Origin of the sequence: Lentibacillus persicus (assembly GCF_900112705.1) — a bacterium.
GTDB classification, from domain to species: Bacteria; Bacillota; Bacilli; order Bacillales; family Amphibacillaceae; genus Lentibacillus; species Lentibacillus persicus.
In genome coordinates this window covers 206,620-232,081 of record NZ_FOMR01000002.1, presented here as the reverse complement: position 1 = coordinate 232,081, position 25,462 = coordinate 206,620, and the positions used below count along the sequence as shown (strand labels likewise).

The window sequence follows — 25,462 nt, the reverse complement described above, 5'->3', positions numbered from 1 at the left end:
ACCCCTGAATGCTGATCAGCTTCAGGGGTTTACATATGGTTAGATTTGAAAGCAGAAGGGTAATTTAACTAATATATGGAAAAAGGAGGGCTCAATAGTGCGAGGTCAAACGTATGTTATTTTAGCCATTATTTTTGTAATTATTGTAGCCGTATTCGCGGTCACTAATGTCAACCCCGTAGAAGTGAATTATCTGTTTGGAAGCGGCGAAGCACCATTAATACTTGTCATTTTATTTTCTGTATTAATGGGAGGTATTATAACGGCAGCTGCAGGCGTTGTGAAAATCCTTAAATTACAGCGCGAACGAAATGTGCTTCGTACCGAGAATTATCATTATCAAAAAACATTAAAAGAACATAATCTCCTGACCGAGGCCAGTACTAAGCATCAAGCCGGTGAGTCTGATAAAAGGAATAACGATAAGTAAACGTGATTGCTCCCCGTGACTTTATTTTGTATACTGGTTAAGTTAGGGGTGAGTGTATGTTAAAGAGTAAAATGAAATGGAAGTTTCCCAAAAAAATAAATGATATAACAAATTTGAATTCCAATAAATTCTCCCCGCTGATTAAAGAATTATTGTTACAGCGGGGCGTCTCATCAGATGAAGAAGCTGAAAAGTTTGTATCTCCTGATTTAAATAATTTGCAAAGTGCCGAACTGTTAGCAGATATTGAAACAGCAACGGAGCGTGTACATAAAGCCATCGCACTAGACGAAAAAATCCTGGTCTATGGCGATTATGATGCTGATGGGGTCAGCTCCACCGCCATCATGATAAAAACGTTGCAGGAACTTGGAGCAAACTGTGATTATTATATCCCCAATCGCTTTACGGAAGGGTATGGCCCAAATGAAAAAGCGTTCAGAGAAGCTTATAAACATGGGTGCCGTTTAATTATAACGGTCGACACGGGAATTGCGTCAGTGCATGAAGCTGCGATTGCTAAAGAGTTAGGTATGGATTTGATTATTACCGACCACCACGAGCCACAGGAAGAGCTGCCGGATGCCTTCGCAATTATCCATCCAAAATGTTCTCACGATTACACATTTAAAGAACTGGCGGGCGCAGGCGTAGCATTTAAGTTTGCACAAAGTCTTTTGAACGATTTTCCTAAGCAATATCTTGATTACCTGGTGATTGGCACAATAGCCGATCTTGTCCCATTAATTGATGAAAATCGTATTCTGGCTTATTACGGATTAAAAGCACTGACAACGAGCGAAAAACCCGGATTAATTGCCTTAAAGAAAGTATGCGGGATTACAGAGGATGTAAGCGAGGAAGATATAGGATTCTCTATGGCACCGAGATTGAATGCGGTCGGCAGATTACAGGATGCTGATCTCGCAGTCCAATTACTGCTGACAGATGATCAGGATGAAGCTGATCAAATGGCTGAAACAGTGCATTCAATCAACCAAAAACGGCAGAAAATTGTCAGCGACATTGTAAAGGAAGCTGAGGAAATGGCAGCGCCCACAGAAGGACAAGGGGTTATTGTTGCTGCTAAAGAAGGATGGAACCAGGGTGTATTGGGGATTGTGGCATCAAATCTTGTACGAAAATACGACCGTCCGGCCATCGTTTTGTCAATAATGCCTGAGGAAGGTGTAGCTAAAGGTTCTGCCCGAAGCATCCCGGCTTTTGACTTATTTTCGGGTTGTATGAAGATCAGGGATGTATTCACACAATTCGGTGGTCACGCCCAGGCTGCCGGGATGACACTTCCGCTCGATAATCTGCAACGACTGATGACTGAACTTAACTCAATCATTAATGAACAGCTTAGTGATGAAGATTTCACACAGGAGATCGAAGTGACCAAAACAATCGCCCTGCCTGAAATAAATGAGGCACTGGTTGAAGAAATCAGTCAGCTGGCGCCTTTTGGCATGGGCAACCCCAAACCTGTTTTTCACATTAAAGCACTTCCCGCAGACGCCAGAAAAATAGGTGCGAATAAAAACCATTTAAAGATGCAATTCAAAGATAACACTAAAACACTTGACGGGATTGGTTTTGGTTTTGGAGAGTTGTATGCGCATCTATCGCCCAAAACAGACGTTTCGATCGTTGGTGAGCTTAACATTAATGAGTGGAATGGTTTCCGAAAAGTTCAGATGGTAATGCAGGATATGAAAATTGACGAGATGCAATTATTCGATCACAGAGGAGCGAAAAAATTCGATGTGATGCCTTACGTCTCGTTAAGCGGGGAACACGCAGTGGTTAAACAAGCTGCCGCAGACAGTTCCGCGTTCCCTGATAATGTTCACTTTGTCGGATATGATACAGATAACAAGCATTTAAGCGATGTCCACAATTTATTTTTATATGATCTGCCATCAGACCTGGCGACACTGCAAGCTTTAGTTCAGCAGCTAAACCCGCAAAATATACATGTGTGCTTTCAAATAGATGACAGTGCTTTTATGAAACCATTTCCATCACGAGAAGATTTCAAATGGCTTTATGCCCATCTCGCTAAGCGGAAAAAAATTGATATCAAAAAGGAAGCGGCTATGATCATGGAAGCAAAAGCCTGGACATATGACCAGATAATGTTTATGGCAAACGTGTTTTTTGATCTTGATTTTGTTAAAATAGAAAATGATGTTATGCAATTGAGTTCAAATCCTTTGAAAAAAGATTTATCAGAGTCTGCTGTATACCAGGAACGCCTGAAAAAGGCTGAAATAGAAAAGGTGTTGTACTATTCAACATATGATGAATTGAAATCATGGTTGTTTAATTGTATGGACGATAGGCATACGCTTGAGGAGGAACTTGTAAATGGATTATAAAAAACACGTGCAAATTGTTGAAGATTGGCCAAAAAAAGGTGTGCAGTTTAAAGATATTACACCTTTAATGGACAACGGAAAAGTATTTAAAACAGCAGTAGATGAAATCGTGGCATATGCCCGTGAGAAAAATATTGATTTGGTAGTGGGACCGGAAGCAAGAGGGTTCATCATTGGTTGTCCCGTCTCCTATGCACTGGAAGCCGGGTTTGCCCCTGTCAGGAAAGAAGGAAAACTCCCCCGCGAAGTGATTAAGGTCGATTATGGTCTTGAATATGGCGAAAATGTGCTGACAATTCATAAAGATGCTATCAAACCCGGCCAGCGTGTTTTAATCACTGATGATCTGCTTGCAACAGGCGGGACGATTGAGGCAACAATCCAATTAGTTGAGCAGCTTGGAGGCGTTGTTGCCGGCTGTGCTTTTTTGATTGAATTATCTTATTTGAATGGTATGGAAAAGCTTGAAGGATATGATGTGCTCACATTAATGAGCTATTAATTTTTACATTATAGGGTAAAGGTCTGAACGAAACATTCGTCAGACCTCTTATTATTGAAAAGATGTAAAACAATCAACGGTTTTTCCTTTACATGCCAGTGAAAATTTTTAATACTATAAACAATACAACGATTATTTACCACTTTGGAAATGTACGAGAAAGCGAACAAACGGAATACCGGGCTAAAGGATAAAGAGTATTGTTAAAGTGAATTCAGGTGATCTTATGGCTAAAGAAGAAATATTAACAAGTGAAGATGTCATTAATAAAGCGCGTACGTATCTTAGCAAAGAAGATGCGGATTATCTTTATCGTGCATATAAATACGCCGAAACGGCCCATAAGGACCAGTATCGGAAATCAGGTGAGCCTTATATCGTTCATCCTGTGCAAGTTGCAGGAATTCTGGTAGACCTTGAGATGGATCCGGTTACGATAGCAGGCGGCTTTTTGCATGATGTTGTTGAGGATACAGACGTAACCTTGGAATCTCTGGAAGATTCCTTTGATCATGAATTAGCAATGCTTGTCGATGGCGTGACCAAGCTTGGAAAAATAAAGTATAAATCAAAAGAAGCGCTTCAGGCAGAAAATCACCGGAAAATGTTTGTCGCGATGGCAAGGGATATACGCGTCATACTGATAAAATTAGCTGATCGTCTTCATAACATGCGGACATTGAAACATTTGCCGCCGCATAAACAACGTCGGATTTCGAATGAAACATTGGAGATATTTGCACCACTGGCACATCGGCTGGGTATATCTACGATTAAATGGGAATTAGAAGATACAGCGCTGCGTTATTTGAACCCACAGCAGTATTACCGGATTGTTCAGCTAATGAAGCAAAAACGCGATGAGCGGGAATCCTATATTGATGAAGTTATCGACGAACTGAAAAGTCAATTAAAGGACGTCAATATTGAAGCCGATATATCCGGCAGACCAAAGCATTTATACAGCATTTACCGAAAAATGGCTGAGCAGAAGAAACAGTTCAATGAGATCTATGATTTGCTGGCAGTGCGAATTCTCGTTCATAGCATTAAGGATTGCTATGCCGTTCTTGGAATTATTCATACATGCTGGAAGCCAATGCCCGGCAGGTTTAAGGACTATATTGCCATGCCGAAACCGAACCTTTATCAATCACTGCATACGACTGTTATCGGTCCTAAAGGCGATCCGCTTGAGGTCCAAATCAGAACGAAAGAAATGCACGAGATTGCGGAGTACGGGATTGCGGCACACTGGGCTTATAAAGAAGGAAAGCAGCCTTCAAAGGGAAGCAAAGTGTTTGAAGATAAACTAACGTGGTTCCGTGAAATTTTGGATTGGCAGAATGAAACGCATGATGCAGAAGAGTTCATGGAAACATTGAAAGTCGATTTATTTTCAGACATGGTTTATGTGTTTACGCCAAAAGGCGATGTAATTGAGTTGCCATCCGGGTCGGTACCGCTTGACTTTGCTTATCGGATCCATACGGAGGTAGGCAATAAGACAATTGGCGCGAAAGTTAACGGCAAAATGGAACCACTCGATTATCAGCTTAAGAACGGCGATATTGTAGAAGTGATGACATCAAAGCATTCATACGGCCCCTCTCAGGATTGGCTTACAATTACACAGACTTCGCAGGCTAAAAGTAAAATTAAGCAATTCTTTAAAAGACAGCGCCGCGAAGAGAATATAAGTAAAGGTAAAGAAGCTGTTGAAAAAGAAATAAGGGCGCTTGACATTGAACCGAAAGATGTCTTAACCTCCGATAATTTAAAACGTGTGTTTGAGAAATTCAACTTTTCCAATGAGGATGATATGTACGCTGCCGTCGGCTATCAGGGAATCACCGCAGCATTGATTGCCACGAGGTTGACAGATAAGGTAAGAGAAGCCAGGCAAAAAGAACAAAATCTTGAGGAAACAATAGAGGAAGTTCAAAATGAAACGGTAAAGAAGAAAGAACAAAAAAGAGACTCTGGTGTAAAAGTGGAAGGCGTAGATAATATGCTGGTCCGCTTGTCAAAATGCTGCAATCCGGTGCCGGGAGACAAAATTGTCGGTTATATTACGAAAGGCAGGGGTGTGTCAGTTCATCGAGCAGACTGCCCAAATGTGCAGACTGAGGAAGTGGCACAACGCCTGTTGCATGTTGAATGGGAAAATGGACAAACCGACAAAAAACAATATCATGTTGATCTGGAAATATCCGGGTACGATCGCCGTGGCCTCGTAAATGAAGTATTACAAGCCGTTAATGAGACAAAGACAAATATTATCTATGTAAATGGCCGTTCAGACCGGAACCGGATGGCTGTGATTCATATAACCATTCTTATTCACAATACTGGTCATTTGAAACGGATTGTTGACCGAATAAAACAAATTAAAGATGTTTATACGGTAACACGAACAACAAATAGTTAAACGCGTGCATAAAGGAGTCAAGACGTTATGAAAGCTGTGATTCAACGTTCAGGAGAAGCGAGCGTAGCCATTGAGGGATCATCAGTTGGTGAGATTAATCATGGGCTGGTTGTCCTTCTGGGTGTAACACATCACGACACTGTGGAAGATGCCGATTACTTGGCGAAAAAAATTGTTAACCTGAGGATTTTTGATGATGAGAACGGCAAAATGAATAACGCATTAAAAGATACTGCCGGGAAGGTTTTATCCATTTCGCAGTTTACACTTTATGGTGATACACGGAAAGGCCGGCGCCCAAATTATTTGAACGCTGCCAAACCTGATAAGGCGAATGAACTTTACCAGTATTTTAACGAGCAGATTGAACAACAGGGTGTTGAAGTTGAAACAGGCCAGTTTGGTGAAATGATGCAAGTGCAGCTGACAAATGACGGGCCTGTTACCATAATTTTGGACAGTGATGAAAAATAACCGGCTAAGGTTAAAAATGGAAGGGACGATTCAAACGGAGGTGGCAAAAAAGCGCACCCCGTTTTTTATGTTTTTTTTAATGTTCACAGTTGATGTAAACTGCGAACCAGTGAAAATTCTTCTTACTGATTTCAGTTAGTGCTATGACACCGCTCCGGAAATACACGCCGCTTTCCGCGGGCGGCTGGTGAGCCCCCTTGCGCTGGCGCGCTTCGGTGTCTCACCTATGCCTATGCTCCCGCTGGAGTCGGCGTGTATTTCCTACGCTGGCGTGGTGTTTGATTGGAGCGGAGGGCAGTCGACTCCTGCGGGAAAAGCAACAGCTGAAGATCCCGCAGGAAGCGGTTTTTGCTTCCGAGGAAGCTGAAGCGTTGCCCGCGGAAAGCGACTGCCCGCAGCGGAAATCAATCCTGTCACTATGGCGCATTATATGAATTATATGTCACAATGTATGCTGCTTTATGGGACGGTTGTTAAACTGTATCTATTGACCTGAGAAGTAATTGTTGAGACCTTTGATGATACTTGAGACTAATTTTTTCTGGTAACTGTTCGTCTGAAAAAGTTCTTCTTGTTTTGCATTCGAAATAAATCCCAGTTCAACAAGAACAGATGGCTGCATGTTTCGGCTGATGACATAATAATCTTCATGTTTAATATGACGATCCTCAGCTGAAGTTTGGCTGATAAGAGCCTGTTGAATCTTAGAAGCAAGTCCTTGGTCACGTTCATGGCTGTAATATGTCGTAACGCCTGTGACGTCAGGAGCTTCCGGGAAACTATTGTAGTGCACGCTTATAAAAGCATCCGCCGCCGTTATATTTGACAGGCTTATTCTGCTGGCTAGCGATATGTAATGATCAGAATGTCGCGTTAATACAACGTCAGCGCCTAATACTGTCAGTTCTTTTTCCAATTCTTGGACGGTACGTTTAGTAAACTGTTTCTCATATGTGCCGCTCGCCCCGATAGCTCCGACATCTACGCCGCCGTGACCGGGATCAATGACAATTGTTTTATTCTCGATGCCCGGTGTATTGGATTGCGATTGAGATTCAATCAAACCTTTAAATAAAAAACCCGATTGTTCCTCATTCGTGACTTCGAGCCAGTCTTCATTTTCATTTATCACGTCAAATTTTTCTCCTGCATTCGCATATCCTGCAATATCATAGGTAGAAGAGGGCCCTTTTCGCAGATGGGTATTTTTATGTTTAATCGTTATTGTTTTTTCGGAGGTGCTAACAGCATCATTATCAGCAACATTGTCTATCGTAACAAATTCGGATGAAACCCACCCGCTTCGGCCATCGTCTATTTCTATCTCAATCCAGGCTTCAGATTGTGAGCGAATCGGAAATCTATCGCCTGTGTTTACTTGATCAATACGATTGAAATTAGTACCGGGTCCTTCACGGACGTTTAGATTATCGGTGGTAATAAATGCCTCTTCGGCTTGTACGGCAGGTGCAAAAAGTAAAGAAATAATCACAATGATTAAAATTGCTGATTTCTTATAATGCACATCAGGTCCTCCTAACGTATACTTCCATACCTTTCATTTTAATAAAAAGTTTGTATTTAGGCAAAACTGATTGTAACAAAGGAGGATCTTATGATGCGTATGAACGAGAAACAATGGCGTTCCAGCACAGATAAAGATATTTTCGGTGTTGATTTTCATCGTTTTGCAGAATTGGATGACCAGTTTAATCATATAGAAATAGCTGAAGAATTAGGTGTTTCACTTAGTGAAGTTAATCGACTGAAGAAAAAAATAATGCGTACTTGACAACAAACCTGGAAAACTTTATGATAGTAATCATTCAATACGATAGGCATAAAAACCATTGAAGGAAACAGTAGTCAGATTACTTATGACCAGAGAGAAAATGTCACGGGCTGGAAACATTTTCACATAAGCTCTGATGAACGACATTCCCCAGGTTCTGTACTGAACAGAGGCGTGAAAGCAGATAGTGGAAAGCATGTTGATATAGGGTTAAACAAGCGATCAGCTTCTTCTTTCCGGTGGATTTTAGTAGGTATGGACGTCTTGCAGGCGTTAACTGTGCAGAGCGGATGTTTTATAATACATCAACCAGGGTGGCAACGCGGGTAAACTCCCGTCCCTTATTATATAAGGGACGGGAGTTTTTTGTAACGTCAAAAATTGTAAATGCGGACAACCTTATAGGAACGGCTTTGGCACATGCGCCTGGCATTTCTTATATGTAAATTGAATAGGGGGTACTTAATAATGAGTATGAAAGCTCCACGGGGCACAGTTGATATTTTACCTGAGGAAGCAGCAAAATGGCAGTTCATTGAAAATAAAATTAAAGATGTGTGCAGAAGGTATCATTTTAATGAAATACGGACACCGCTCTTTGAACATACCGAGGTTTTTCAGCGCGGCGTAGGTGATTCAACCGACATCGTACAGAAAGAGATGTATACCTTTGAAGACCGCGGCGGAAGAAGCCTGACTTTAAGACCGGAGGGTACAGCTTCGGTTGTACGTTCATTTGTTGAACATAAGATGCATGGCAATGCAAGTCAGCCTGTTAAATTGTACTATTTTGCACAGATGTTTCGGTATGAACGCCCGCAAAAGGGAAGAATGCGGCAACTGAATCAATTTGGTGTTGAGGCGATGGGCAGCTCCGACCCGGCTGTAGATGCGGAAGTAATAGATTTGGCTATGTCCGTCTACCGTGAACTCGGTCTCACGTCATTGAAACTTGTTATCAATTCACTTGGTGATAAGGAAAGCCGTGAGAATCATCGCCAGGCACTGATTAATCATTTCACTCCGCACAAAGATGAATTGTGCAGTGACTGCCAAACCCGTCTTGTGCAAAATCCAATGCGTATTCTCGATTGTAAGACAGACCGGGACCATCCGGCTATGAAAACAGCGCCTTCCATCCTCGAGTATTTAAACGATTATTCAATCGACTATTTTGATAAAGTCAGAACGTATCTGGAACTGATGGGAATCGATTATGAAGTCGATCCGAATCTCGTAAGGGGACTTGATTATTATAACCACACTGCATTCGAAATAATGAGTGAGGCAGAAGGTTTCGGGGCGATTACGACACTTGCCGGCGGAGGACGCTACAACGGGCTGATTGAAGAGCTTGGCGGACCTGACACACCCGGGATTGGCTTTGGTATGGGACTCGAGCGTTTGTTGATGGCGTTGGAAGCAGAAGATGTTAAGATACCTGCCTCACAGGACCTTGACTGTTTTATCGTTACTGTAGGAGATGAAGCAAATAAGCATTCTGTCAAGCTTATCCATGAACTTCGCAACAGCGGTATTCAGGCTGACAGAGATTATCAGGGCCGGAAAACGAAAGCACAATTTAAGGCTGCAGATCGTTATCAGGCTAAATACGTTCTTGTGTTGGGAGAAAATGAACTCAATCAGCAAAGCATCAATGTTAAAGAAATGGCAACAGGGAATCAGGATGAAGTCGCATTCCCACAATTAGTGACCTATTTGAAAGGGAAGTTGTCAGGAGGAAATGATAATGAGTGAACGAACATTAGCAGGCACGTTGGGTTTAGACAATGTTGATCAGCCTGTTTTACTTAAGGGCTGGGTACAGAAGAGACGTGATTTGGGCGGATTGATTTTTATCGATTTGCGTGATAAATCCGGATTGGTTCAGGTTGTTTTCAACCCGGATCATTCCCAGGCTGCTTTGGAGACAGCAGAAGCGGTCAGGACAGAATATGTTCTTGAAATAAAGGGTACTGTCGTTGAGCGGGCGGCAGACACAGTTAACCCGGTAATGGAGACAGGAAAAATCGAAGTGATGGCTACAGAGCTTACAGTGCTGAACAAAGCTAAAACACCGCCATTTCTCATCCAGGAGGAAACCGATGTTGCTGAAGATTTGCGCTTGAAATACCGCTATATAGATCTTCGGCGCAACACTTTGCAGGAAACATTTAAAATGCGTCATAAAACGACTCAGGCGATACGAGACTTTTTAAACGATGATGGCTTTCTGGAAATGGAAACACCGATTCTGACTAAAAGTACTCCCGAGGGAGCGCGGGACTATTTGGTGCCGAGCCGCGTACATGAGGGTGAATTTTACGCTCTGCCTCAATCGCCTCAATTGTTTAAACAGTTGATAATGATGAGCGGTTTTGAAAAATATTATCAAATTGCCCGTTGTTTTCGCGACGAGGACCTGCGTGCTGACCGTCAACCGGAATTTACACAAGTCGATATTGAAACATCCTTCATGACAAGTGATGAGATAATGGATATGACCGAGAATATGATGAAACATGTTGTGAAAGAAGTTAAAGATATTGATATTGCTTTGCCATTGCCAAGAATGCCATATGACGAAGCAATGGCACGATTTGGCTCGGATAAACCAGATACAAGGTTTGGGATGGAACTGATTCATGTTTCAGATGTTCTGGCAAACTCCTCTTTTAAGGTTTTCAAGGGCGCGCTTGATGAAGGCGGAAAAGTTTGCCTGTTAAATGTTAAAGGACAGGCATCAAATTACTCCCGAAAAGAGATTGACAAACTGACCGAATTCGTAAAAGTTTATGGTGCTAAAGGATTGGCATGGTTAAAGATTGAGGATGATGAAGTTAAAGGGCCAATTGCTAAGTTTCTCACCGATGAGGAAAAAGACGGTCTTGTCAAAAAAGCTGAAGCCGGGAATGGTGACCTGCTGTTATTTGGTGCCGATAAAACAGACATTGTTTATGACAGTTTAGGAGCATTACGGCTCAAGTTAGGCAAAGAACTGGATTTAATTGATGAAAGCAAATTTAACTTTCTCTGGATTACGGATTGGCCATTATTGGAATATGATGAAGACTTTGAAAGGTATTTTGCCGCGCATCATCCTTTTACAATGCCTGTTGAAGCGGACATGAGTAAACTGGATACCGAACCTGAAAATGTTCATGCCAATGCTTATGACCTTGTGTTAAACGGTTATGAACTTGGCGGCGGGTCACTTCGTATCCATCGAAAAGAAACGCAGGATAAAATGTTTAAAGTGCTCGGGTTTTCTGATGAAGCAGCAGAAGATCAATTTGGATTTTTACTGGAGGCATTGCAATACGGTACGCCGCCGCATGGCGGAATAGCATTGGGGCTTGACAGACTTGTGATGCTTCTTGCTGGCAGATCGAATCTGAGAGATACAATTCTATTTCCAAAAACTGCCTCTGCTTCAGATTTGCTGACAGATGCACCAAATACGGTCAGCGATGAACAGCTGAATGAACTGTCTATTCATATCAATCATAAAGAGTGAGCCTAGTAATCACTTGTTCTAAATTTGTTACAATCAGAATGCATTTTTTGTTAAAGTAATTATTGATAAATCGATGTGTGTGTGGTAACATAATCATACAGACTAGAAGAAATCAAAAACACCAATCAATCCTGATGTGTACGTCTGCTACATTCGTTTTGACCGAACACTTATATATTTGGGAGCCTGAATAGGTTTTCATATTGCGTGCAAGCCTTGGAAAAGGGGAAGCACAACAGTATATGGAACAGGGCACCCACCTGCCTGGAGCGGGATCAAAACAGCAAAACAGACGGCACAATTGGGATTGATGGATACATAACTAACATTGCAAATAAAATTGAGCGGAGCCAAAGGTTCCGCTCAATTTATCTTTTAAAAACAATCATTGATTGGAAGGCCCATCAGCAACTTGCTGCAAATTCCCATTTTTATCCATTCTAAATGATGGCGCCTGTAATGTATCCTTATCATCAAATACAGTCATCTTGCGTGCTCTATCCATAATTTGCATGAACACTTGATAATCTTCCTGGACTGTCTCCAGCTTTTTTGCCGTCTGTTGCAAATTGTTCTCTAATTCATTAACCTGACGCTTCAGTTGTTCATTTTCACGGTTCATTTGTTCCAGTGATTGTTTTGATTGATTGGAAGCCTGATAGTCTTTTTTCAACTGTTTCAGAAATTGAATGACAGAATCAATGGTCAATGTTTGTGGTGGTTCATTATATGATGTATCAGCGCCCGTTGCCTCATTATTGATATTTTTAGTTTCCGGGATTGCAATAACAGGTTGCTTAGCTTCTTTGGCTTCCGCGCGTTTTTTCTCTTTTCGTTGTCGCTTTGCAAGTTCTATCGCATCGTTGTATTTGTTTCGCACTTCGGCATTCCAGCGGAAACCGCATGCGGCGGAAGTGCGGTTCAGCTTATCGCCTACTTCTTCAAATGCATGCAGTTGTGTGCTGCCTTCTCTGATGTGCCGCAGCACGGTTTCTGCAAGTAATAAATCATCCTCATGGCTCCAGGCATCTTGTCTTACTTTAGCCAATATAGTCAACTCCTTTTTCAATAACGGTACTCATAGATTTTTTCCTTTAATGTTTAGTGTGACCGCTTGAAAAAGGAATTATACTTCTAAAATCTAGTATTGTTTTTTAGATTGGATATTCTCATGGACATTTTTCAGCTGCTTTTCAAACTTGCCGCTGTCTTTAGGTTTATAGTAATCTTTATTTTTAATTTTATCAGGTAAGTACTGCTGGTTGACCCAGCTGTTTTCATAATTATGCGGATATTTATACTCAATGCCCCGTCCCATTTGTTGGGCGCCTTGGTAATGTGTGTCCTTTAAATGGGCAGGAACGTCTCCGCTCATTCCAGTTCGTATGTCTGCAAGTGCCTCGTCGAGTGCCTTATAAGCTGTGTTGGATTTCGGTGAAAGTGCCAGCTCGACAATCGCATTGGCTAACGGGATACGTGCTTCGGGAAAGCCAAGACGCTCTGCTGCCTGTACAGCAGATACGGCTCTCGGTCCTGCTTGGGGATTGGCGAGACCTATATCTTCATAGGCACATACGATCATACGCCGGGCAATACTGTCAAGGTCGCCTGCTTCGATCAGTCTTCCAAGATAATGTAAAGCTGCGTTAACGTCACTGCCACGAATCGATTTTTGAAAGGCTGATAAAACGTCGTAGTGAGCGTCACCGTCCTTGTCATGGGAAAAGCTTTTCTTCTGCATACATTCTTCGGCAGCTTGCAGGGTGATAACAGTTTTGCCGTGATCATCTTTTGGTGTAGATGAAACGGCAAGCTCAAGTCCGTTCAAAGCAGCCCGCATGTCCCCATTTGCAGCAAATGCTAAATGTTCGAGTGCCTCATCTGTGATGTCAACATTTCTGGACCCGACACCGTTCACCTCATCATTAGCAGCCCTTTTTACGGCCTTTTTAATATGGTCGATATTTAGTGAGTGAAGCTCAAACAGGTGACATCTGCTTCGTATGGCCGGGTTGATAGAATGATAAGGGTTACTCGTCGTACAGCCAATCAGCGTCAGCAGATTACTTTCGATATGCGGAAGCAGGAAATCCTGTTTTGCTTTATCCAACCTGTGTACTTCATCGAGTACAAGGACGACTTGTCCGGTCATTTTGGCTTCTTCCACCACGATTTCCATGTCTCTTTTCTTATTAACAACAGCATTAAGCATCTTGACCGGGATGGCGAGACTTTTGGCAAGTGCGTAGGCAAGGGATGTCTTTCCTGTACCGGGAGGACCGAACAGAATCATTGAAGACAGGCGTTCAGCCTGTATCATTCGATTAAGTATTTTCCCTTCATTAACCAAATGCTCCTGGCCGATAATATCATTAATATGTTGAGGTCTCATGCGATAGGCGAGTGGTTGCTGAGTCATTTTGATCGTCCTTTTTAAAAAAATAATAAGCAGTCTATATAAAAGCGTAATCCCGAATGTGTTAAAATGCAAGAAACAAGTGATTCGTGCTATAATATCTTGTATTGTAATAAAGAACGTTACCATTCAGCGGGCAAAACCACCCCGCTGATTGAAGTTTCACTTTATAAAATCATGAGGTGTTTTAAATGAAAATTTCAACTAAAGGCAGATATGGGCTTACGATTATGCTCGAATTGGCGAGAAAACATGGGAACGGCCCGACGTCACTGAAGACAATCGCCCGTGAAAAAGAACTTTCCGAGCATTACTTGGAACAACTGGCATCGCCATTGCGGAATGCAGGACTGGTTAAAAGTGTTCGTGGTGCTTATGGTGGCTATATATTGGCGAAAGAGCCAAAGGACATTCGAGCGGGGGATATTATTCGCGTGCTTGAAGGGCCTATATCGCCTGTGGAAGGTATCGAAAATGAAGAGCCTGCAAAACAGGCATTATGGATAAGAATAAGAGATGCGGTTAAAGATGTTCTTGATACCACAACGCTGGAAGATCTGAAGCAGCATGAAAACGATCAGGTACAAGATGCCTATATGTTTTATATCTAAGCTGTATTGCAAACAGTGTTGTTTAAAACAGCTGGAGTACGCTGCAGCAATTTAGTATATATTTGGGAAGGGTAGTAAAAATGAATCATATTTATTTGGACCATGCAGCAACAACACCGATGGACAGTCAGGTTGTTGAGGCCATGAATCCGGTGATGACAAATATATTCGGCAATCCGTCAAGTGTTCATTCGTTTGGCCGAAAAGCCAGACAATATCTTGATGATTCGAGACGAGTGATGGCCGGAAGCATTAATGCCGATGAGAAAGAGATTGTCTTTACAAGCGGCGGCACGGAAGCAGATAACTTGGCAATGATTGGAACTGCCTTGGCAAACCAGGCTAAAGGAAACCATATCATCACAACTGTGCAGGAGCATCATGCAGCACTGCATACAGCTGAAAATCTGGAGAAACAGGGGTTTGAGGTGACATATCTTCCTGTTAATGATAAAGGTTGCGTCAATGTGGATGATCTGACTGCATCATTGAGAGACGACACGATTTTAGTTTCCATAATGTATGTGAACAATGAAACCGGGGTCATGCAGCCAATTGAAGCGATTGGCGATAGTTTAAAAGATCACCAGGCGTATTTTCATACTGATGCAGTCCAGGCTTTTGGTTTATTGGAAATAGACGTTAAACAGTTGGGTATTGACCTATTGACGGTTTCTTCCCATAAAATAAACGGGCCAAAAGGGATCGGCTTTTTGTACGTGTCAAACGCTGTGAAAATCGAAGCGCTGCAATTCGGAGGTGAGCAGGAGAGAAAACGCCGCCCGGGCACGGAAAACGTTGCTGCTGCTGTCGGTTTCAAGAAAGCAGTTGAACTGGCCGTTCGAAATAAGGCTGAGCGAAGCGAGCTTTATGCCGCATATAAAAACCAATTTTTAAACCGGCTGTCAGAGAATGGAATTAATTATGAAATAAACGGCGTTCCGGAACAAACAATATCAACCATCGTCAATCTCAGTTTCCCGGGTACAAATGTTGAAGCGCTTTTGACAAACTTTGATCTCAGCGGTATTTCGGCATCAAGCGGCAGCGCGTGCACTGCAGGATCAGTGGAGCCTTCTCATGTGCTCAGTGCAATGTATGGGAAGGATTCTGATCGGACAACCAACTCGGTCCGATTCAGTTTTGGGTTGTTCAACACCGAAGAAAATGTCATGGAAGCTGCAGACCGTGTTGCTCATATTGTGGAGCGCTTAACAAAATAAACAAGGTGGTGATCACATGAAATCAAATTCGGATACACGTGTAGTGGTTGGAATGAGCGGCGGTGTTGATTCGTCAGTTGCCGCGTTGCTCTTAAAAGAACAAGGCTATGATGTTGTGGGCATTTTCATGAAGAACTGGGATGATACAGATGAGAATGGCGTCTGTACAGCCACTGAAGATTATGACGATGTTGTGAGGGTATGCAACCAGCTGGATATCCCTTACTTCGCTGTTAATTTTGAAAAACAGTACTGGGAGAAAGTATTTACGTATTTTCTTGATGAATACCAAGCAGGGAGAACGCCAAATCCTGATGTCATGTGTAACAAAGAAATTAAATTTAAAGCGTTCCTTGACCATGCCATGTCGCTTGGCGCGGATTACCTGGCTACAGGTCATTATGCGCAAGTAAGGAATAACGACGGCACCTTCGAAATGTTGCGCGGTATTGATGACAACAAAGACCAGACGTACTTCCTAAATCAGTTGAATGCCGAAGTGCTTGAAAAAGTTATGTTTCCACTTGGTCATCTGAATAAAAGTGAGGTCCGTCAAATCGCTCAGGAGCATGATCTTGTCACTGCTTCCAAGAAAGACAGTACGGGGATTTGCTTTATTGGCGAGCGGAATTTTAAAGAATTTCTGAGTGAGTATCTGCCGGCCCAGCCAGGTACAATGAAAACTCTTGATGGTGTTGAAAAAGGACGGCATGAAGGCTTGATGTACTATACAATCGGTCAGCGCCAAGGGCTTGGTATCGGTGGCTCAGGCGAGCCATGGTTTGTTGTAGGAAAAGATCTCAAAGCAAATATATTATATGTCGGACAAGGGTTCCACAACGATAAATTATATTCGGATGGTTTGATTGCTTCAGAAGTTAACTGGATCAACCCGGTTGCGGAATCATTCACATGTACTGCTAAATTCAGATATCGTCAAAAAGACAGCGGGGTTACAGTTACTAAAATGGACGATGGAAATGTCTATGTCGCTTTTGACGAAACACAGCGGGCCATAACTCCGGGACAAGCGGTCGTGTTTTATGACGGTGATGTATGTCTCGGCGGCGGGACCATTGATGAGGTTATAAAAAATGAATCCCGCCTTGATTATGTTGGCTAGTAAAATGTTGCAGTTGAACGATTGATGAGGTGAAACAATGAATAAAAATGAGCAGGCAATTCAGCTTATGAAAGAGCAGAAATATGAAGAAGCGGCACAACTTTTTAACGACATTATCGAGGCAGATCCTGAAGACCCGGTAGGTTATATAAATTTCGGGAATTTATTGCTTCATATTAATGATACTGAACGAGCGGAGCGTTTTTACCGCCGGGCTATTGAACTGGATTCACAGGCAGCAACGGCTTTTTATGGCCTGGGTAATCTATATTATGAAAAACAGGATTTTTCAAAAGCGCAACAAAACTTTTTAAAAGCGATCGAAATTGGCCTCGAAGAAGCGGACGTATTTTATTTGCTCGGTATGACATTTTTCCATCAAGAGGAATATAAATTAGCCATCCCTTATCTGATGCGGGCCTCGGAATTGGAGCCGGATAATACCGAACTCTTGTTTCAATATGGAATGTCTTTGGCTCAAAGCGAGCATATCAAGGATGCCAAACCTGTTTTTCAAAATGTATTGGAACTTGAACAGGACCACAGTGATGCTCACTATAACCTCGGGGTCATAGCCCTTTATGAAGAGGACCTTGAGGGGGCATTAAATCATTTCAATAGGGCCCTGGAAATTCAGCCTGAGCATCTTCTGGCAAAGAATGCAAAGGATCAAATCATGGAAGTATGGAATAATTCAGGTAAGTAAGATCGTGAGGTTATTCGTATGGCTGCGGATGAACAAAACCCTCAAACAAGCGGGTATATAAAAGGCGAACTGCTGCACACAATTTTTCATAATGAGCAGGAGAATTTTTCCATTGCTAAAATTAAAGTCCTTGCTACCAATGAAGAGTATTCTAACAAGGACATCGTTATAAAAGGTTACTTTTCAGATTTGCAGGAAACAGCCGCGTATAACTTTTATGGAATTTTGGAGCGGCATGCGAAATTTGGACTGCAATACAAAGTAACATCTTACGAGACAGTTGTTCCTGATACGAAAGAAGGGCTGATTGCTTATCTCTCCAGTGATATGTTTTATGGCATCGGAAAGAAGACAGCTGAAAAAATTGTTGATGTGCTGGGAGACAATGCTGTTTCCAAAATATTAAACGATTCAAATGTGTTGTCTCAAGTGCCTGGTTTAAAGAAGGAAAAAGCCAGGTCTCTCGTTGAAACCTTAAAGGAAAATCAAGGGTTTGAGCACATTGCCGTTCATTTATCCAAATATGGAATTGGTTTGAAAATGGCTCAAAAGATATATAAACAGTATAAAGATGAAGCAATCAGCATACTGCAGGAAGATCCTTATCAGTACGTTTTTGATATTGAAGGATTTGGTTTTCAGACTGCTGATGAAATAGCACGTGCTAATGGTCTGTCGTTATCACACCCAAGCCGAATCGGCGCTGGGTGTATTTACGTTTTGCAGAAGAATATTCAGGATGGCCATGTGTATTTACCGGTTGAATTGTGTGCTGTGGAGGTCTCACGATTGCTTCTGCACCCCGATTTGCAGGTAACAAATGAAATGGTTATTGAGCGTCTTGAAGCCTTAAATAAAGAAAAGAGTATTATCTTAATGGATGGCAATGTCTACTTGCCGTCGCTATATTACGCTGAGGATGGTGTCGCTTCAAACCTTAAAAGGTTAATTTCCAAACCGGTTGAACATGAGATACTGACCGCGGAGTTATTAAAAATCATTGGAGAGATTGAAGAAGAAGAAGTTCTCAGTTATGGCAAAGAACAATTTGAAGCGATACAGAAGGCGTTACAATCAAAACTGATGATATTAACAGGCGGCCCCGGGACGGGCAAGACAACAGTAGTGAAGGGTATCTTGAATGCATATGCTGAAATTCATAATATTTCTTTAAACCCGGCTGACTACAATTCCTCCTCTGACTATCCTTTTACGTTAACAGCACCTACCGGACGAGCAGCTAAACGGCTGACCGAGTCGACCGGTCTGCCAGCGGTGACAATACATCGATTATTAGGATGGGATGGCCAAAATGGCTTTGAGAAAAATGAACATGAACAATTGACAGGAAAGTATTTAATCGTCGATGAATTCTCAATGGTTGATATTTGGCTTGCCAATAATTTATTCAAAGCTATTCCCGACGATATGCAAGTACTGCTGGTCGGGGACGAGGATCAGCTTCCATCGGTCGGACCGGGACAAGTACTGGCGGATTTGCTTGCCAGTGAATTGATCCCCTATATCAGTCTTCAGGATGTCTATCGGCAAAAGGAAGGTTCTAAAATAATCGAACTGGCTCATCTGATCAAACAGGATGCGTGTGAACAGGAAGCATTAAAAAATGATAAAGATTTTAGTTTTATTCATTGCAATACACATCAAGTAGTTGAAGCAGTTACAACAGTTATTGAACGAGCAAGGGCGAAAGGTGTGGATTTAAAACATATTCAGGTTATGGCGCCGATGTATCGCTCAGAAGCGGGGATAACGATGATTAATCAGCAATTGCAGGCCCTGATAAACCCTGCATCGCCATCCAAGCGGGAAATAAAAACGAAAGATGCTGTTTTTCGTGTTGGTGATAAGGTGCTGCAACTTGTCAATCAACCGGAGGATAATATATATAACGGTGATATTGGCAAAGTGGTTGCTATATTTGAGGAAGATGAGAACGTTGATAACATCGAACAACTTGTAGTGGATTTTGAAGGCAAAGAAGTTGTTTATGAAAGAAAAGATTATGCGAATATCACACATGCATATTGTATCTCGATTCACAAGTCGCAGGGGAGTGAGTTTCCAATTGTTATTTTGCCTGTGGTTTCGGCTTACAACCGCATGCTGAAGAAAAACCTGCTTTACACCGCCATAACCAGAAGTAAAAAGTCACTTATTATCTGCGGTCAATATCAAGCCTTTTTGCGGGGGACCCAGACCCTTGATTCAAACAGACGTTATACAACACTTCAGAAACAGCTCCATGAACGTTTGACCACTGTTGATGAAAGCGAACAGCCAGTCATAGAGGAAGAAGACATGACGCCATACGATTTTATGTAATCGGCACGTATATTTTGTCTGCTAATGGGCAAGCATAGACAAATAAAGTGACATTTCATACCGAATCGGACATTAATTGTTCGTTATATGCGGGATGAAAAGGAGATTTAATGATGTTGGTATGCCCGAATTGCAGAGAAAAAGATATTGGTAAAATAGGTTCTCAGCAGTTCTATTGCTGGAATTGTTTTGTTGAACTCTCTGTTTTTAATGATAAGTTTACAATTCATCAGGTTGAGCCGGATGGTTCCTTGAGTTCGTTGGATGATCTTTTTACCGAAAATGAACGGAAAATTCAATGGTAATGTTTCTTCATATAAACGAGCTTGCTTTCTCCGGGAGGTGCAGGCATGTTCATATACAATAAACCTTTGAATTTTTTGTTCTGGGTTATAACCGGTATTTTTGTTTTTTTATTTATCTATTTACTTGTGAAACTTTTTCCGTTCTATGGTGCTGTACTTTCTTTCCTGTGGCAGTTGCTGATTCCATTTTTAAGCGCTGTTCTGATTGCTTATTTATTGTATCCAATCATAGAAAAAATGCACAAACATAACATTCCGAAAAGTGCAGCGGTTCTTTTGATTTATCTGCTTTTTTTTGGCGGGACCGGTTATTTAGGCTATCGGGTTTATCCGGCAGTCATTCAGCAGCTGAATGATCTCCAGCAACAGCTGCCTCAGCTCGTACAAGCATACCGGGACTTTATTTACAGTCTGTATGAATATACAGCTTTTTTGCCCGAAACGTTCCATGATAAAATGGACGAACTTATCTTTGAAGCCGAAACTTATATTGAAGAATTGCTTGCTGATATCGTCAGGGGTTTTACAAAAGTTTTCGACATGATTGTCATTATAACAGTGATCCCGGTTCTCGCTTTCTATTTTTTGAAAGACTTTGATTTAATCAAATCTTATTTTAAGAAGTGGATTCCGCAAAAGTATCATCACCAGACAAAGACATTCCTGCAGGCGATCGATGATGGGCTTGGAAGTTACATAAGAGGACAGTTGCTCGTTTCAATTTTCGTAGGGGCAGCAGCATTTGCAGTATTCAAATTTATAGATATTCCATATGCCTTGTTATTGGCTATTATTATGGCAATCACGAATATCATTCCATACTTCGGCCCGATTATTGGCGCCGTGCCAGTGATTGCAATTACGGCAACTATTTCCGGCAAGCTTGTATTGATTGGATTAGCGAGTATTTTTATTATACAAGTTATTGAAGGCAACTTTTTATCGCCATATATTGTTGGCAGAAGTATCAGAATTCATCCGGCTGCGATCATTTTTGCCTTACTTTTGGGAAGTAAAATAGGCGGTGTAATTGGTCTTGTTTTAGCAGTTCCTCTTTTATTTGTGCTTAAAGTTCTTATAGAGCATCTGGTATCAGTCCGAAGTACATAATTGACATTTAAGAAAAAGTTGACTATACTATCAGCAAATTAATAACAGTAATACGTTGAAGGTTCTAAGTACATGGATCTTTGTTCAACAGTGTCCAGAATGCGAAAGACACTTCAGAGAGGGGTTTCCTTGGGCTGAGAGAAATCCTGAACGCTAAGACCATGGAAAGCTAAACCGGAGTACGGCTAATCCCCGTCGGTACCAAACCGTTATCAGGCTGAGTGATGAATGGGTTTCTCCATTCATAATTAGGGTGGTACCGCGGATCTCGTCTCTAAGGAATTGTAGAGAGGGGATTTTTTATTGTCAGAAATAAATTGCAAAATCATTCAGAAAACAGCCATATAAAAAAGTTGGAGGTTAAATGATGAAACAGTTAACATCAGCACAAGTACGGCAAATGTTTCTGGACTTTTTCCAGGAAAAAGGTCATCAAGTAGAGCCAAGTGCGTCCCTTGTACCTATCGAAGATCCAACATTGCTGTGGATTAACAGTGGTGTGGCAACGCTCAAAAAATATTTTGATGGACGGGTTATTCCAGACAACCCGCGCATCGTTAATGCACAAAAATCAATCCGAACCAATGATATAGAGAATGTGGGATTTACAGCTCGGCACCATACGTTTTTTGAAATGCTTGGCAACTTTTCGATTGGTGACTATTTTAAAAAAGAAGCCATTGCGTATGCATGGGAATTTTTAACGAGTGAAAAATGGATTGGTTTCGACCCGGAATTATTGTCGGTGACCGTGCATCCGGAAGATGATGAAGCGTATGATATTTGGTTGCATGATATAAAGATCCCGAAAGCGCGAATCATTCGACTGGAAGAAAACTTCTGGGATATTGGCGAGGGCCCAAGCGGACCTAACTCGGAAATTTTTTATGACCGCGGGGAAGACTATGGCAATGATCCTAATGATCCTGAACTGTATCCGGGCGGTGAAAATGAACGTTATTTGGAAATCTGGAATCTTGTCTTCTCACAATTTAACCATAACCCTGATGATACGTACACGCCGCTCCCAAAGCAAAATATCGATACCGGTATGGGGCTTGAGCGTGTTGTATCAGTTATTCAAAATGCTCCGACTAACTTTGACACTGATCTATTTATGCCGCTTATCCGTGAGACTGAGGAGATTTCAGGTAAAAAATACGGCCAAAGTTCATCAGACGATACAGCCTTTAAAGTAATTGCCGACCATATCCGAACTGTGTCCTTTGCAGTTGGCGACAAAGCGCTTCCTTCAAATGAGGGGAGAGGTTACGTATTAAGGAGACTTTTGCGTCGTGCCGTCCGTTTCGCCAAACAGCTGGGCATTGATAAGCCATTCATGTATAAGCTTGTCCCGATTGTTGGGGAGATAATGAAGGATTATTATCCGGAAGTGCTTAAGCAGCAGTCACATATTGAAACGGTTGTAAAAACGGAAGAAGAACGGTTTCATGAGACACTTAACGATGGACTTTCAATACTGAACAGCATTATAGAAAAAGAAAAACAAAAAGGAAGTGACGTCTTCCCGGGCGCTGAGGTTTTTAGGTTATACGACACGTATGGTTTTCCAAAAGAACTGACCGACGAGTATATTGCCGATTATGGATTTTCAATCGATGAAGAAGGCTTTGAACTGGAAATGGAGAAGCAACGCGAACGTGCCCGAAGCGCCAGACAAAAAGTTGATTCCATGCAAATTCAGGACGGAATCTTGCGTGATGTGAAAACCGAGAGTACGTTTATCGGTTATGAACAGTTGAACGTGAATACCACTGTTGAAGCAATCGTAAAAGAAAATGATTTAACCGAGAGCGCCTCAGCCGGGGAGGAGGCATATGTATTTCTGAAAGAAACACCATTTTATGCTGAAAGTGGTGGACAGATTGCAGACAATGGCTGGATCTATACAAATAATGCCTCAGCTTATGTCGAAGATGTTCAGAAAGCTCCGAATGGCCAGCATGTGCATAAGGTCAAAGTAAAGGAAGGCGAGATCCGCGCCGATGAAGAGGTTTGGGGAGCAGTTGAAAGTGCTTTTCGTAACCGTGTCGTTAAAAATCATACAGCTACCCATTTGCTGCACCAAGCGTTAAAAGATGTTCTGGGTGATCATGTCAACCAGGCGGGGTCGCTGGTAGCACCTGACCGGCTTCGGTTTGACTTCTCACACTTCAGTTCTGTCACTGAGGAGGAGATTGCAGCAATTGAGCAAAAGGTAAATGAAAAGATTTGGGCGTCAATCCCGGTTGCAATTGACTATAAAAAGCTTGAAGAAGCAAAAGAAATGGGCGCAATGGCTTTATTCGGTGAAAAGTATGGGGATGTTGTAAGAGTTGTCCAGATTAGTGATTACAGCATTGAATTGTGCGGCGGCTGTCACGTCCACAACACCGATGAGATCGGGCTGTTCAAGATTACCTCAGAAACTGGTATCGGAGCCGGCACAAGACGGATTGAGGCCGTCTCAAGCATGGAGGCTTATTGGTACGTCAATGAGAAACTGAGTACACTGCAAAAGACCGCCAAGTTTTTGAAAACATCCGATGAGAATATTATAGAACGAATTGAAGGACTATACGAAGAGATAAAAACAATGCAAAAAGAAAATGAATCATTAAACGCGAAGCTTTCCAATCAGGAAGCGTCCTCCATTGTCGATAAAAGTGAATCAATTAATGGTGTTACCGTTCTGGCACAGCAAGTCAGTGCGAAGGATATGAATCAGTTGCGCAATATGCTTGATGAGTTAAAACAAAAATTTGATTCTGCTGTCATCCTGCTTGCATCCGAAAACAATCAAAAAGTGCAATTGGCTGCAGGGGTGACGAAAGATCTTACTGAAAAAGGATTGCATGCCGGTAATTTAATAAAACAGGCTGCTGAAATCTGCGGAGGCGGAGGCGGCGGTCGCCCCGATATGGCTCAAGCCGGCGGTAAAAACCCGGAAAAAATCAGTGAAGCCTTAAAAGCAGCAAATCAATATGTGACAAACCATGTAGATGAATAAATAACCTGCATTCTATCTATCAAAAAAGATATAATATGAACGATAAACATGTTAGAATAGAGAACAAAGGAAAACATGTGGAATGAGGTGTCACGATGAGCTCTATTGATAAAACAATGAAATTTAATTTTTCAGAGGAACCATTTGATCATGATATTAAAGACATTCTGCTGACAGTCCACGACGCACTGAAAGAAAAAGGCTATAACCCAATTAATCAGATCGTCGGTTATTTATTATCAGGTGACCCCGCATATATCCCTAGATATAATGATGCACGCAGTTTAATTCGTAAAGTCGAACGGGATGAAGTTATTGAAGAACTTGTAAAGTTTTACCTTGAAGAACAGCAAAAGGAAGATTAAATGAAAATAGTTGGACTGGATGTCGGTTCCAAAACGATTGGTGTTGCAGTGAGTGACTTGTTGGGTATGACAGCGCAAGGCATCACAACAATCAAATGGGACGAAGCAGAAGTGTCTTCAGCTGATGAACAGCTGAAACAAATAATAGAAGAACATGCTGTCGGGAAAGCTGTAATAGGGTTGCCGAAGCATATGAATGGTTCAATCGGCGAACGCGGGGAAGCTTCTATGACTTACGCGGAACACGTCGAAAAAGTTCATAACATACCGGTTATCCTATGGGATGAGAGATTGACAACTGCCGCTGCAGAGCGCGTTTTGCTCGAAGCTGATATGAGCCGGAAAAAACGTAAAAAAGTCATCGATAAAATGGCAGCAGTCATGATCTTGCAAACTTATCTCGATCAGTCAAAATAAAAGGAGTGTAATCATGGCACTGGAAGAAAATGAGCGAATTATTATCCCTGATGAGAATGGCGAAGAGCATCTTTTTGAAGTATTGTTTACTTTCGATGTTGATAAGACGGGTCATTCCTATTTAGCGGTTGTCCCCGCCGAACAAAAGGAAGATGAAGAAGTCGAAGTATACGCATTCAGGTATGAAGAAGAAGAAAAGAACGAAGATGATCTTTCACTTTTCCCAATCGATTCGGATGACGAATGGGAAATGGTTGAAGAAGTACTACACACATTGATTGATGAAGAAAACGGCGAGTGAAG

The 25,462-nt window shown here is 41.9% G+C and carries 22 protein-coding genes, 1 other RNA gene and 1 other annotated feature; of the genes, 20 read left to right on the top strand and 3 right to left on the bottom strand.

Annotated features, from left to right (window positions below; genetic code table 11):
- The first annotated feature begins 97 nt into the window (after nucleotides 1–97).
- The 5 genes from BMZ22_RS03455 (at nucleotide 98) to dtd (ending at nucleotide 6,221) form a co-directional block, all read left to right on the top strand.
- Complete coding sequence (locus BMZ22_RS03455) at nucleotides 98–430, top strand: LapA family protein (RefSeq protein ID WP_090081417.1); 333 nt, start codon at nucleotides 98–100, stop codon at nucleotides 428–430.
- A 56-nt stretch (nucleotides 431–486) separates the two neighbouring features.
- Nucleotides 487–2,814, top strand: coding sequence for a single-stranded-DNA-specific exonuclease RecJ (gene recJ / locus BMZ22_RS03450; protein WP_090081411.1), 2,328 nt, complete (start codon nucleotides 487–489; stop codon nucleotides 2,812–2,814).
- Nucleotides 2,804–3,316 (top strand): adenine phosphoribosyltransferase, encoded by a 513-nt coding sequence (locus BMZ22_RS03445; protein WP_090081409.1) that lies wholly within the window; start codon nucleotides 2,804–2,806, stop codon nucleotides 3,314–3,316. Before recJ ends, BMZ22_RS03445 begins: the two co-directional genes overlap by 11 nt.
- A 226-nt stretch (nucleotides 3,317–3,542) precedes the next feature.
- Nucleotides 3,543–5,747 carry a RelA/SpoT family protein gene (locus tag BMZ22_RS03440; RefSeq protein ID WP_090082083.1) on the top strand — a complete coding sequence of 735 codons (2,205 nt, stop codon included), beginning with the start codon at nucleotides 3,543–3,545 and terminating at the stop codon, nucleotides 5,745–5,747.
- A gap of 27 nt (nucleotides 5,748–5,774) precedes the next feature.
- Nucleotides 5,775–6,221 (top strand): D-aminoacyl-tRNA deacylase, encoded by a 447-nt coding sequence (gene dtd / locus BMZ22_RS03435; protein ID WP_090081405.1) that lies wholly within the window; start codon nucleotides 5,775–5,777, stop codon nucleotides 6,219–6,221.
- A gap of 484 nt (nucleotides 6,222–6,705) precedes the next feature.
- On the opposite strand, the gene BMZ22_RS03430 is transcribed toward dtd, so the two are convergent.
- Nucleotides 6,706–7,746: an N-acetylmuramoyl-L-alanine amidase family protein gene (locus tag BMZ22_RS03430; protein WP_090081403.1), complete on the bottom strand. Its 1,041-nt coding sequence runs from the start codon at nucleotides 7,744–7,746 to the stop codon at nucleotides 6,706–6,708.
- A 93-nt stretch (nucleotides 7,747–7,839) separates the two neighbouring features.
- Here BMZ22_RS03430 and BMZ22_RS16860 point away from each other — a divergent pair, with 93 nt between their 5' ends.
- The 4 genes from BMZ22_RS16860 (at nucleotide 7,840) to ssrS (ending at nucleotide 11,842) form a co-directional block, all read left to right on the top strand.
- Nucleotides 7,840–8,013, top strand: coding sequence for a hypothetical protein (locus BMZ22_RS16860; protein WP_177183338.1), 174 nt, complete (start codon nucleotides 7,840–7,842; stop codon nucleotides 8,011–8,013).
- Nucleotides 8,014–8,062: 49 nt separating this feature from the next.
- Nucleotides 8,063–8,358, top strand: a binding site (T-box leader).
- Between the two features lie 123 nt (nucleotides 8,359–8,481).
- Nucleotides 8,482–9,771: a histidine--tRNA ligase gene (gene hisS, locus BMZ22_RS03425; protein ID WP_090081400.1), complete on the top strand. Its 1,290-nt coding sequence runs from the start codon at nucleotides 8,482–8,484 to the stop codon at nucleotides 9,769–9,771.
- Nucleotides 9,764–11,530, top strand: a complete 1,767-nt coding sequence (gene aspS / locus BMZ22_RS03420) for an aspartate--tRNA ligase (RefSeq protein ID WP_090081397.1) — start codon at nucleotides 9,764–9,766, stop codon at nucleotides 11,528–11,530. The genes hisS and aspS overlap by 8 nt, the downstream gene beginning before the upstream one ends.
- Before the next feature lie 125 nt (nucleotides 11,531–11,655).
- Nucleotides 11,656–11,842: non-coding RNA, 6S RNA (ssrS, locus tag BMZ22_RS03415), on the top strand.
- A 73-nt stretch (nucleotides 11,843–11,915) separates the two neighbouring features.
- Here ssrS and BMZ22_RS03410 read toward each other — a convergent pair.
- Nucleotides 11,916–12,578 (bottom strand): RsfA family transcriptional regulator, encoded by a 663-nt coding sequence (locus BMZ22_RS03410; RefSeq protein WP_090081395.1) that lies wholly within the window; start codon nucleotides 12,576–12,578, stop codon nucleotides 11,916–11,918.
- A 93-nt stretch (nucleotides 12,579–12,671) separates the two neighbouring features.
- The gene (locus BMZ22_RS03405) at nucleotides 12,672–13,949 is read right to left on the bottom strand and encodes a replication-associated recombination protein A (protein WP_090082079.1); all 1,278 of its coding nucleotides are present in this window, start codon (nucleotides 13,947–13,949) and stop codon (nucleotides 12,672–12,674) included.
- Nucleotides 13,950–14,137: 188 nt separating this feature from the next.
- Between BMZ22_RS03405 and cymR the strand changes: the two genes are divergently transcribed.
- From cymR to BMZ22_RS03350, 11 genes are all read left to right on the top strand, one after another.
- A complete protein-coding gene (gene cymR / locus BMZ22_RS03400) occupies nucleotides 14,138–14,557 on the top strand; it encodes a cysteine metabolism transcriptional regulator CymR (protein ID WP_090081391.1) in 420 nt (139 codons plus the stop codon).
- 80 nt (nucleotides 14,558–14,637) lie between these two features.
- Complete coding sequence (locus BMZ22_RS03395) at nucleotides 14,638–15,780, top strand: cysteine desulfurase family protein (RefSeq protein ID WP_090081386.1); 1,143 nt, start codon at nucleotides 14,638–14,640, stop codon at nucleotides 15,778–15,780.
- Between the two features lie 16 nt (nucleotides 15,781–15,796).
- Nucleotides 15,797–16,903 carry a tRNA 2-thiouridine(34) synthase MnmA gene (gene mnmA, locus BMZ22_RS03390; RefSeq protein WP_090081382.1) on the top strand — a complete coding sequence of 369 codons (1,107 nt, stop codon included), beginning with the start codon at nucleotides 15,797–15,799 and terminating at the stop codon, nucleotides 16,901–16,903.
- Nucleotides 16,904–16,940: 37 nt separating this feature from the next.
- The gene (locus BMZ22_RS03385; RefSeq protein ID WP_090081379.1) at nucleotides 16,941–17,609 is read left to right on the top strand and encodes a tetratricopeptide repeat protein; all 669 of its coding nucleotides are present in this window, start codon (nucleotides 16,941–16,943) and stop codon (nucleotides 17,607–17,609) included.
- 18 nt (nucleotides 17,610–17,627) lie between these two features.
- On the top strand, nucleotides 17,628–19,952 hold the full coding sequence (gene recD2 / locus BMZ22_RS03380) for an SF1B family DNA helicase RecD2 (protein WP_090081375.1): 2,325 nt from the start codon (nucleotides 17,628–17,630) through the stop codon (nucleotides 19,950–19,952).
- A 113-nt stretch (nucleotides 19,953–20,065) separates the two neighbouring features.
- Entirely contained in the window at nucleotides 20,066–20,257 is a 192-nt protein-coding gene (locus BMZ22_RS03375; protein WP_090081371.1) for a hypothetical protein, read from the top strand.
- Nucleotides 20,258–20,302: 45 nt separating this feature from the next.
- Nucleotides 20,303–21,367 (top strand): AI-2E family transporter, encoded by a 1,065-nt coding sequence (locus BMZ22_RS03370; RefSeq protein ID WP_090081368.1) that lies wholly within the window; start codon nucleotides 20,303–20,305, stop codon nucleotides 21,365–21,367.
- A 367-nt stretch (nucleotides 21,368–21,734) separates the two neighbouring features.
- A complete protein-coding gene (alaS, locus tag BMZ22_RS03365; RefSeq protein WP_090081365.1) occupies nucleotides 21,735–24,377 on the top strand; it encodes an alanine--tRNA ligase in 2,643 nt (880 codons plus the stop codon).
- 95 nt (nucleotides 24,378–24,472) lie between these two features.
- On the top strand, nucleotides 24,473–24,742 hold the full coding sequence (locus BMZ22_RS03360) for an IreB family regulatory phosphoprotein (protein ID WP_090081362.1): 270 nt from the start codon (nucleotides 24,473–24,475) through the stop codon (nucleotides 24,740–24,742).
- Entirely contained in the window at nucleotides 24,743–25,159 is a 417-nt protein-coding gene (gene ruvX / locus BMZ22_RS03355) for a Holliday junction resolvase RuvX (RefSeq protein WP_090081360.1), read from the top strand.
- A gap of 13 nt (nucleotides 25,160–25,172) precedes the next feature.
- Complete coding sequence (locus BMZ22_RS03350; RefSeq protein ID WP_090081357.1) at nucleotides 25,173–25,460, top strand: DUF1292 domain-containing protein; 288 nt, start codon at nucleotides 25,173–25,175, stop codon at nucleotides 25,458–25,460.
- Nucleotides 25,461–25,462: the final 2 nt, after the last annotated feature.

What these genes read in the sequence shown, in the direction of transcription:
- dtd (WP_090081405.1), top strand. Translation starts at nt 5,775, where the DNA reads ATGAAAGCTGTGATTCAACGTTCAGGAGAAGCGAGCGTAGCCATTGAG.
- BMZ22_RS03385 (WP_090081379.1), top strand. Translation starts at nt 16,941, where the DNA reads ATGAATAAAAATGAGCAGGCAATTCAGCTTATGAAAGAGCAGAAATAT.
- cymR (WP_090081391.1), top strand. Translation starts at nt 14,138, where the DNA reads ATGAAAATTTCAACTAAAGGCAGATATGGGCTTACGATTATGCTCGAA.
- BMZ22_RS03440 (WP_090082083.1), top strand. Translation starts at nt 3,543, where the DNA reads ATGGCTAAAGAAGAAATATTAACAAGTGAAGATGTCATTAATAAAGCG.
- ruvX (WP_090081360.1), top strand. Translation starts at nt 24,743, where the DNA reads ATGAAAATAGTTGGACTGGATGTCGGTTCCAAAACGATTGGTGTTGCA.
- BMZ22_RS03360 (WP_090081362.1), top strand. Translation starts at nt 24,473, where the DNA reads ATGAGCTCTATTGATAAAACAATGAAATTTAATTTTTCAGAGGAACCA.
- BMZ22_RS03395 (WP_090081386.1), top strand. Translation starts at nt 14,638, where the DNA reads ATGAATCATATTTATTTGGACCATGCAGCAACAACACCGATGGACAGT.
- BMZ22_RS03370 (WP_090081368.1), top strand. Translation starts at nt 20,303, where the DNA reads ATGTTCATATACAATAAACCTTTGAATTTTTTGTTCTGGGTTATAACC.
- hisS (WP_090081400.1), top strand. Translation starts at nt 8,482, where the DNA reads ATGAGTATGAAAGCTCCACGGGGCACAGTTGATATTTTACCTGAGGAA.
- BMZ22_RS03405 (WP_090082079.1), bottom strand. Translation starts at nt 13,949, where the DNA reads ATGACTCAGCAACCACTCGCCTATCGCATGAGACCTCAACATATTAAT.
- BMZ22_RS03375 (WP_090081371.1), top strand. Translation starts at nt 20,066, where the DNA reads ATGTTGGTATGCCCGAATTGCAGAGAAAAAGATATTGGTAAAATAGGT.
- BMZ22_RS16860 (WP_177183338.1), top strand. Translation starts at nt 7,840, where the DNA reads ATGCGTATGAACGAGAAACAATGGCGTTCCAGCACAGATAAAGATATT.
- aspS (WP_090081397.1), top strand. Translation starts at nt 9,764, where the DNA reads ATGAGTGAACGAACATTAGCAGGCACGTTGGGTTTAGACAATGTTGAT.
- recD2 (WP_090081375.1), top strand. Translation starts at nt 17,628, where the DNA reads ATGGCTGCGGATGAACAAAACCCTCAAACAAGCGGGTATATAAAAGGC.
- BMZ22_RS03445 (WP_090081409.1), top strand. Translation starts at nt 2,804, where the DNA reads ATGGATTATAAAAAACACGTGCAAATTGTTGAAGATTGGCCAAAAAAA.
- alaS (WP_090081365.1), top strand. Translation starts at nt 21,735, where the DNA reads ATGAAACAGTTAACATCAGCACAAGTACGGCAAATGTTTCTGGACTTT.
- mnmA (WP_090081382.1), top strand. Translation starts at nt 15,797, where the DNA reads ATGAAATCAAATTCGGATACACGTGTAGTGGTTGGAATGAGCGGCGGT.
- recJ (WP_090081411.1), top strand. Translation starts at nt 487, where the DNA reads ATGTTAAAGAGTAAAATGAAATGGAAGTTTCCCAAAAAAATAAATGAT.
- BMZ22_RS03350 (WP_090081357.1), top strand. Translation starts at nt 25,173, where the DNA reads ATGGCACTGGAAGAAAATGAGCGAATTATTATCCCTGATGAGAATGGC.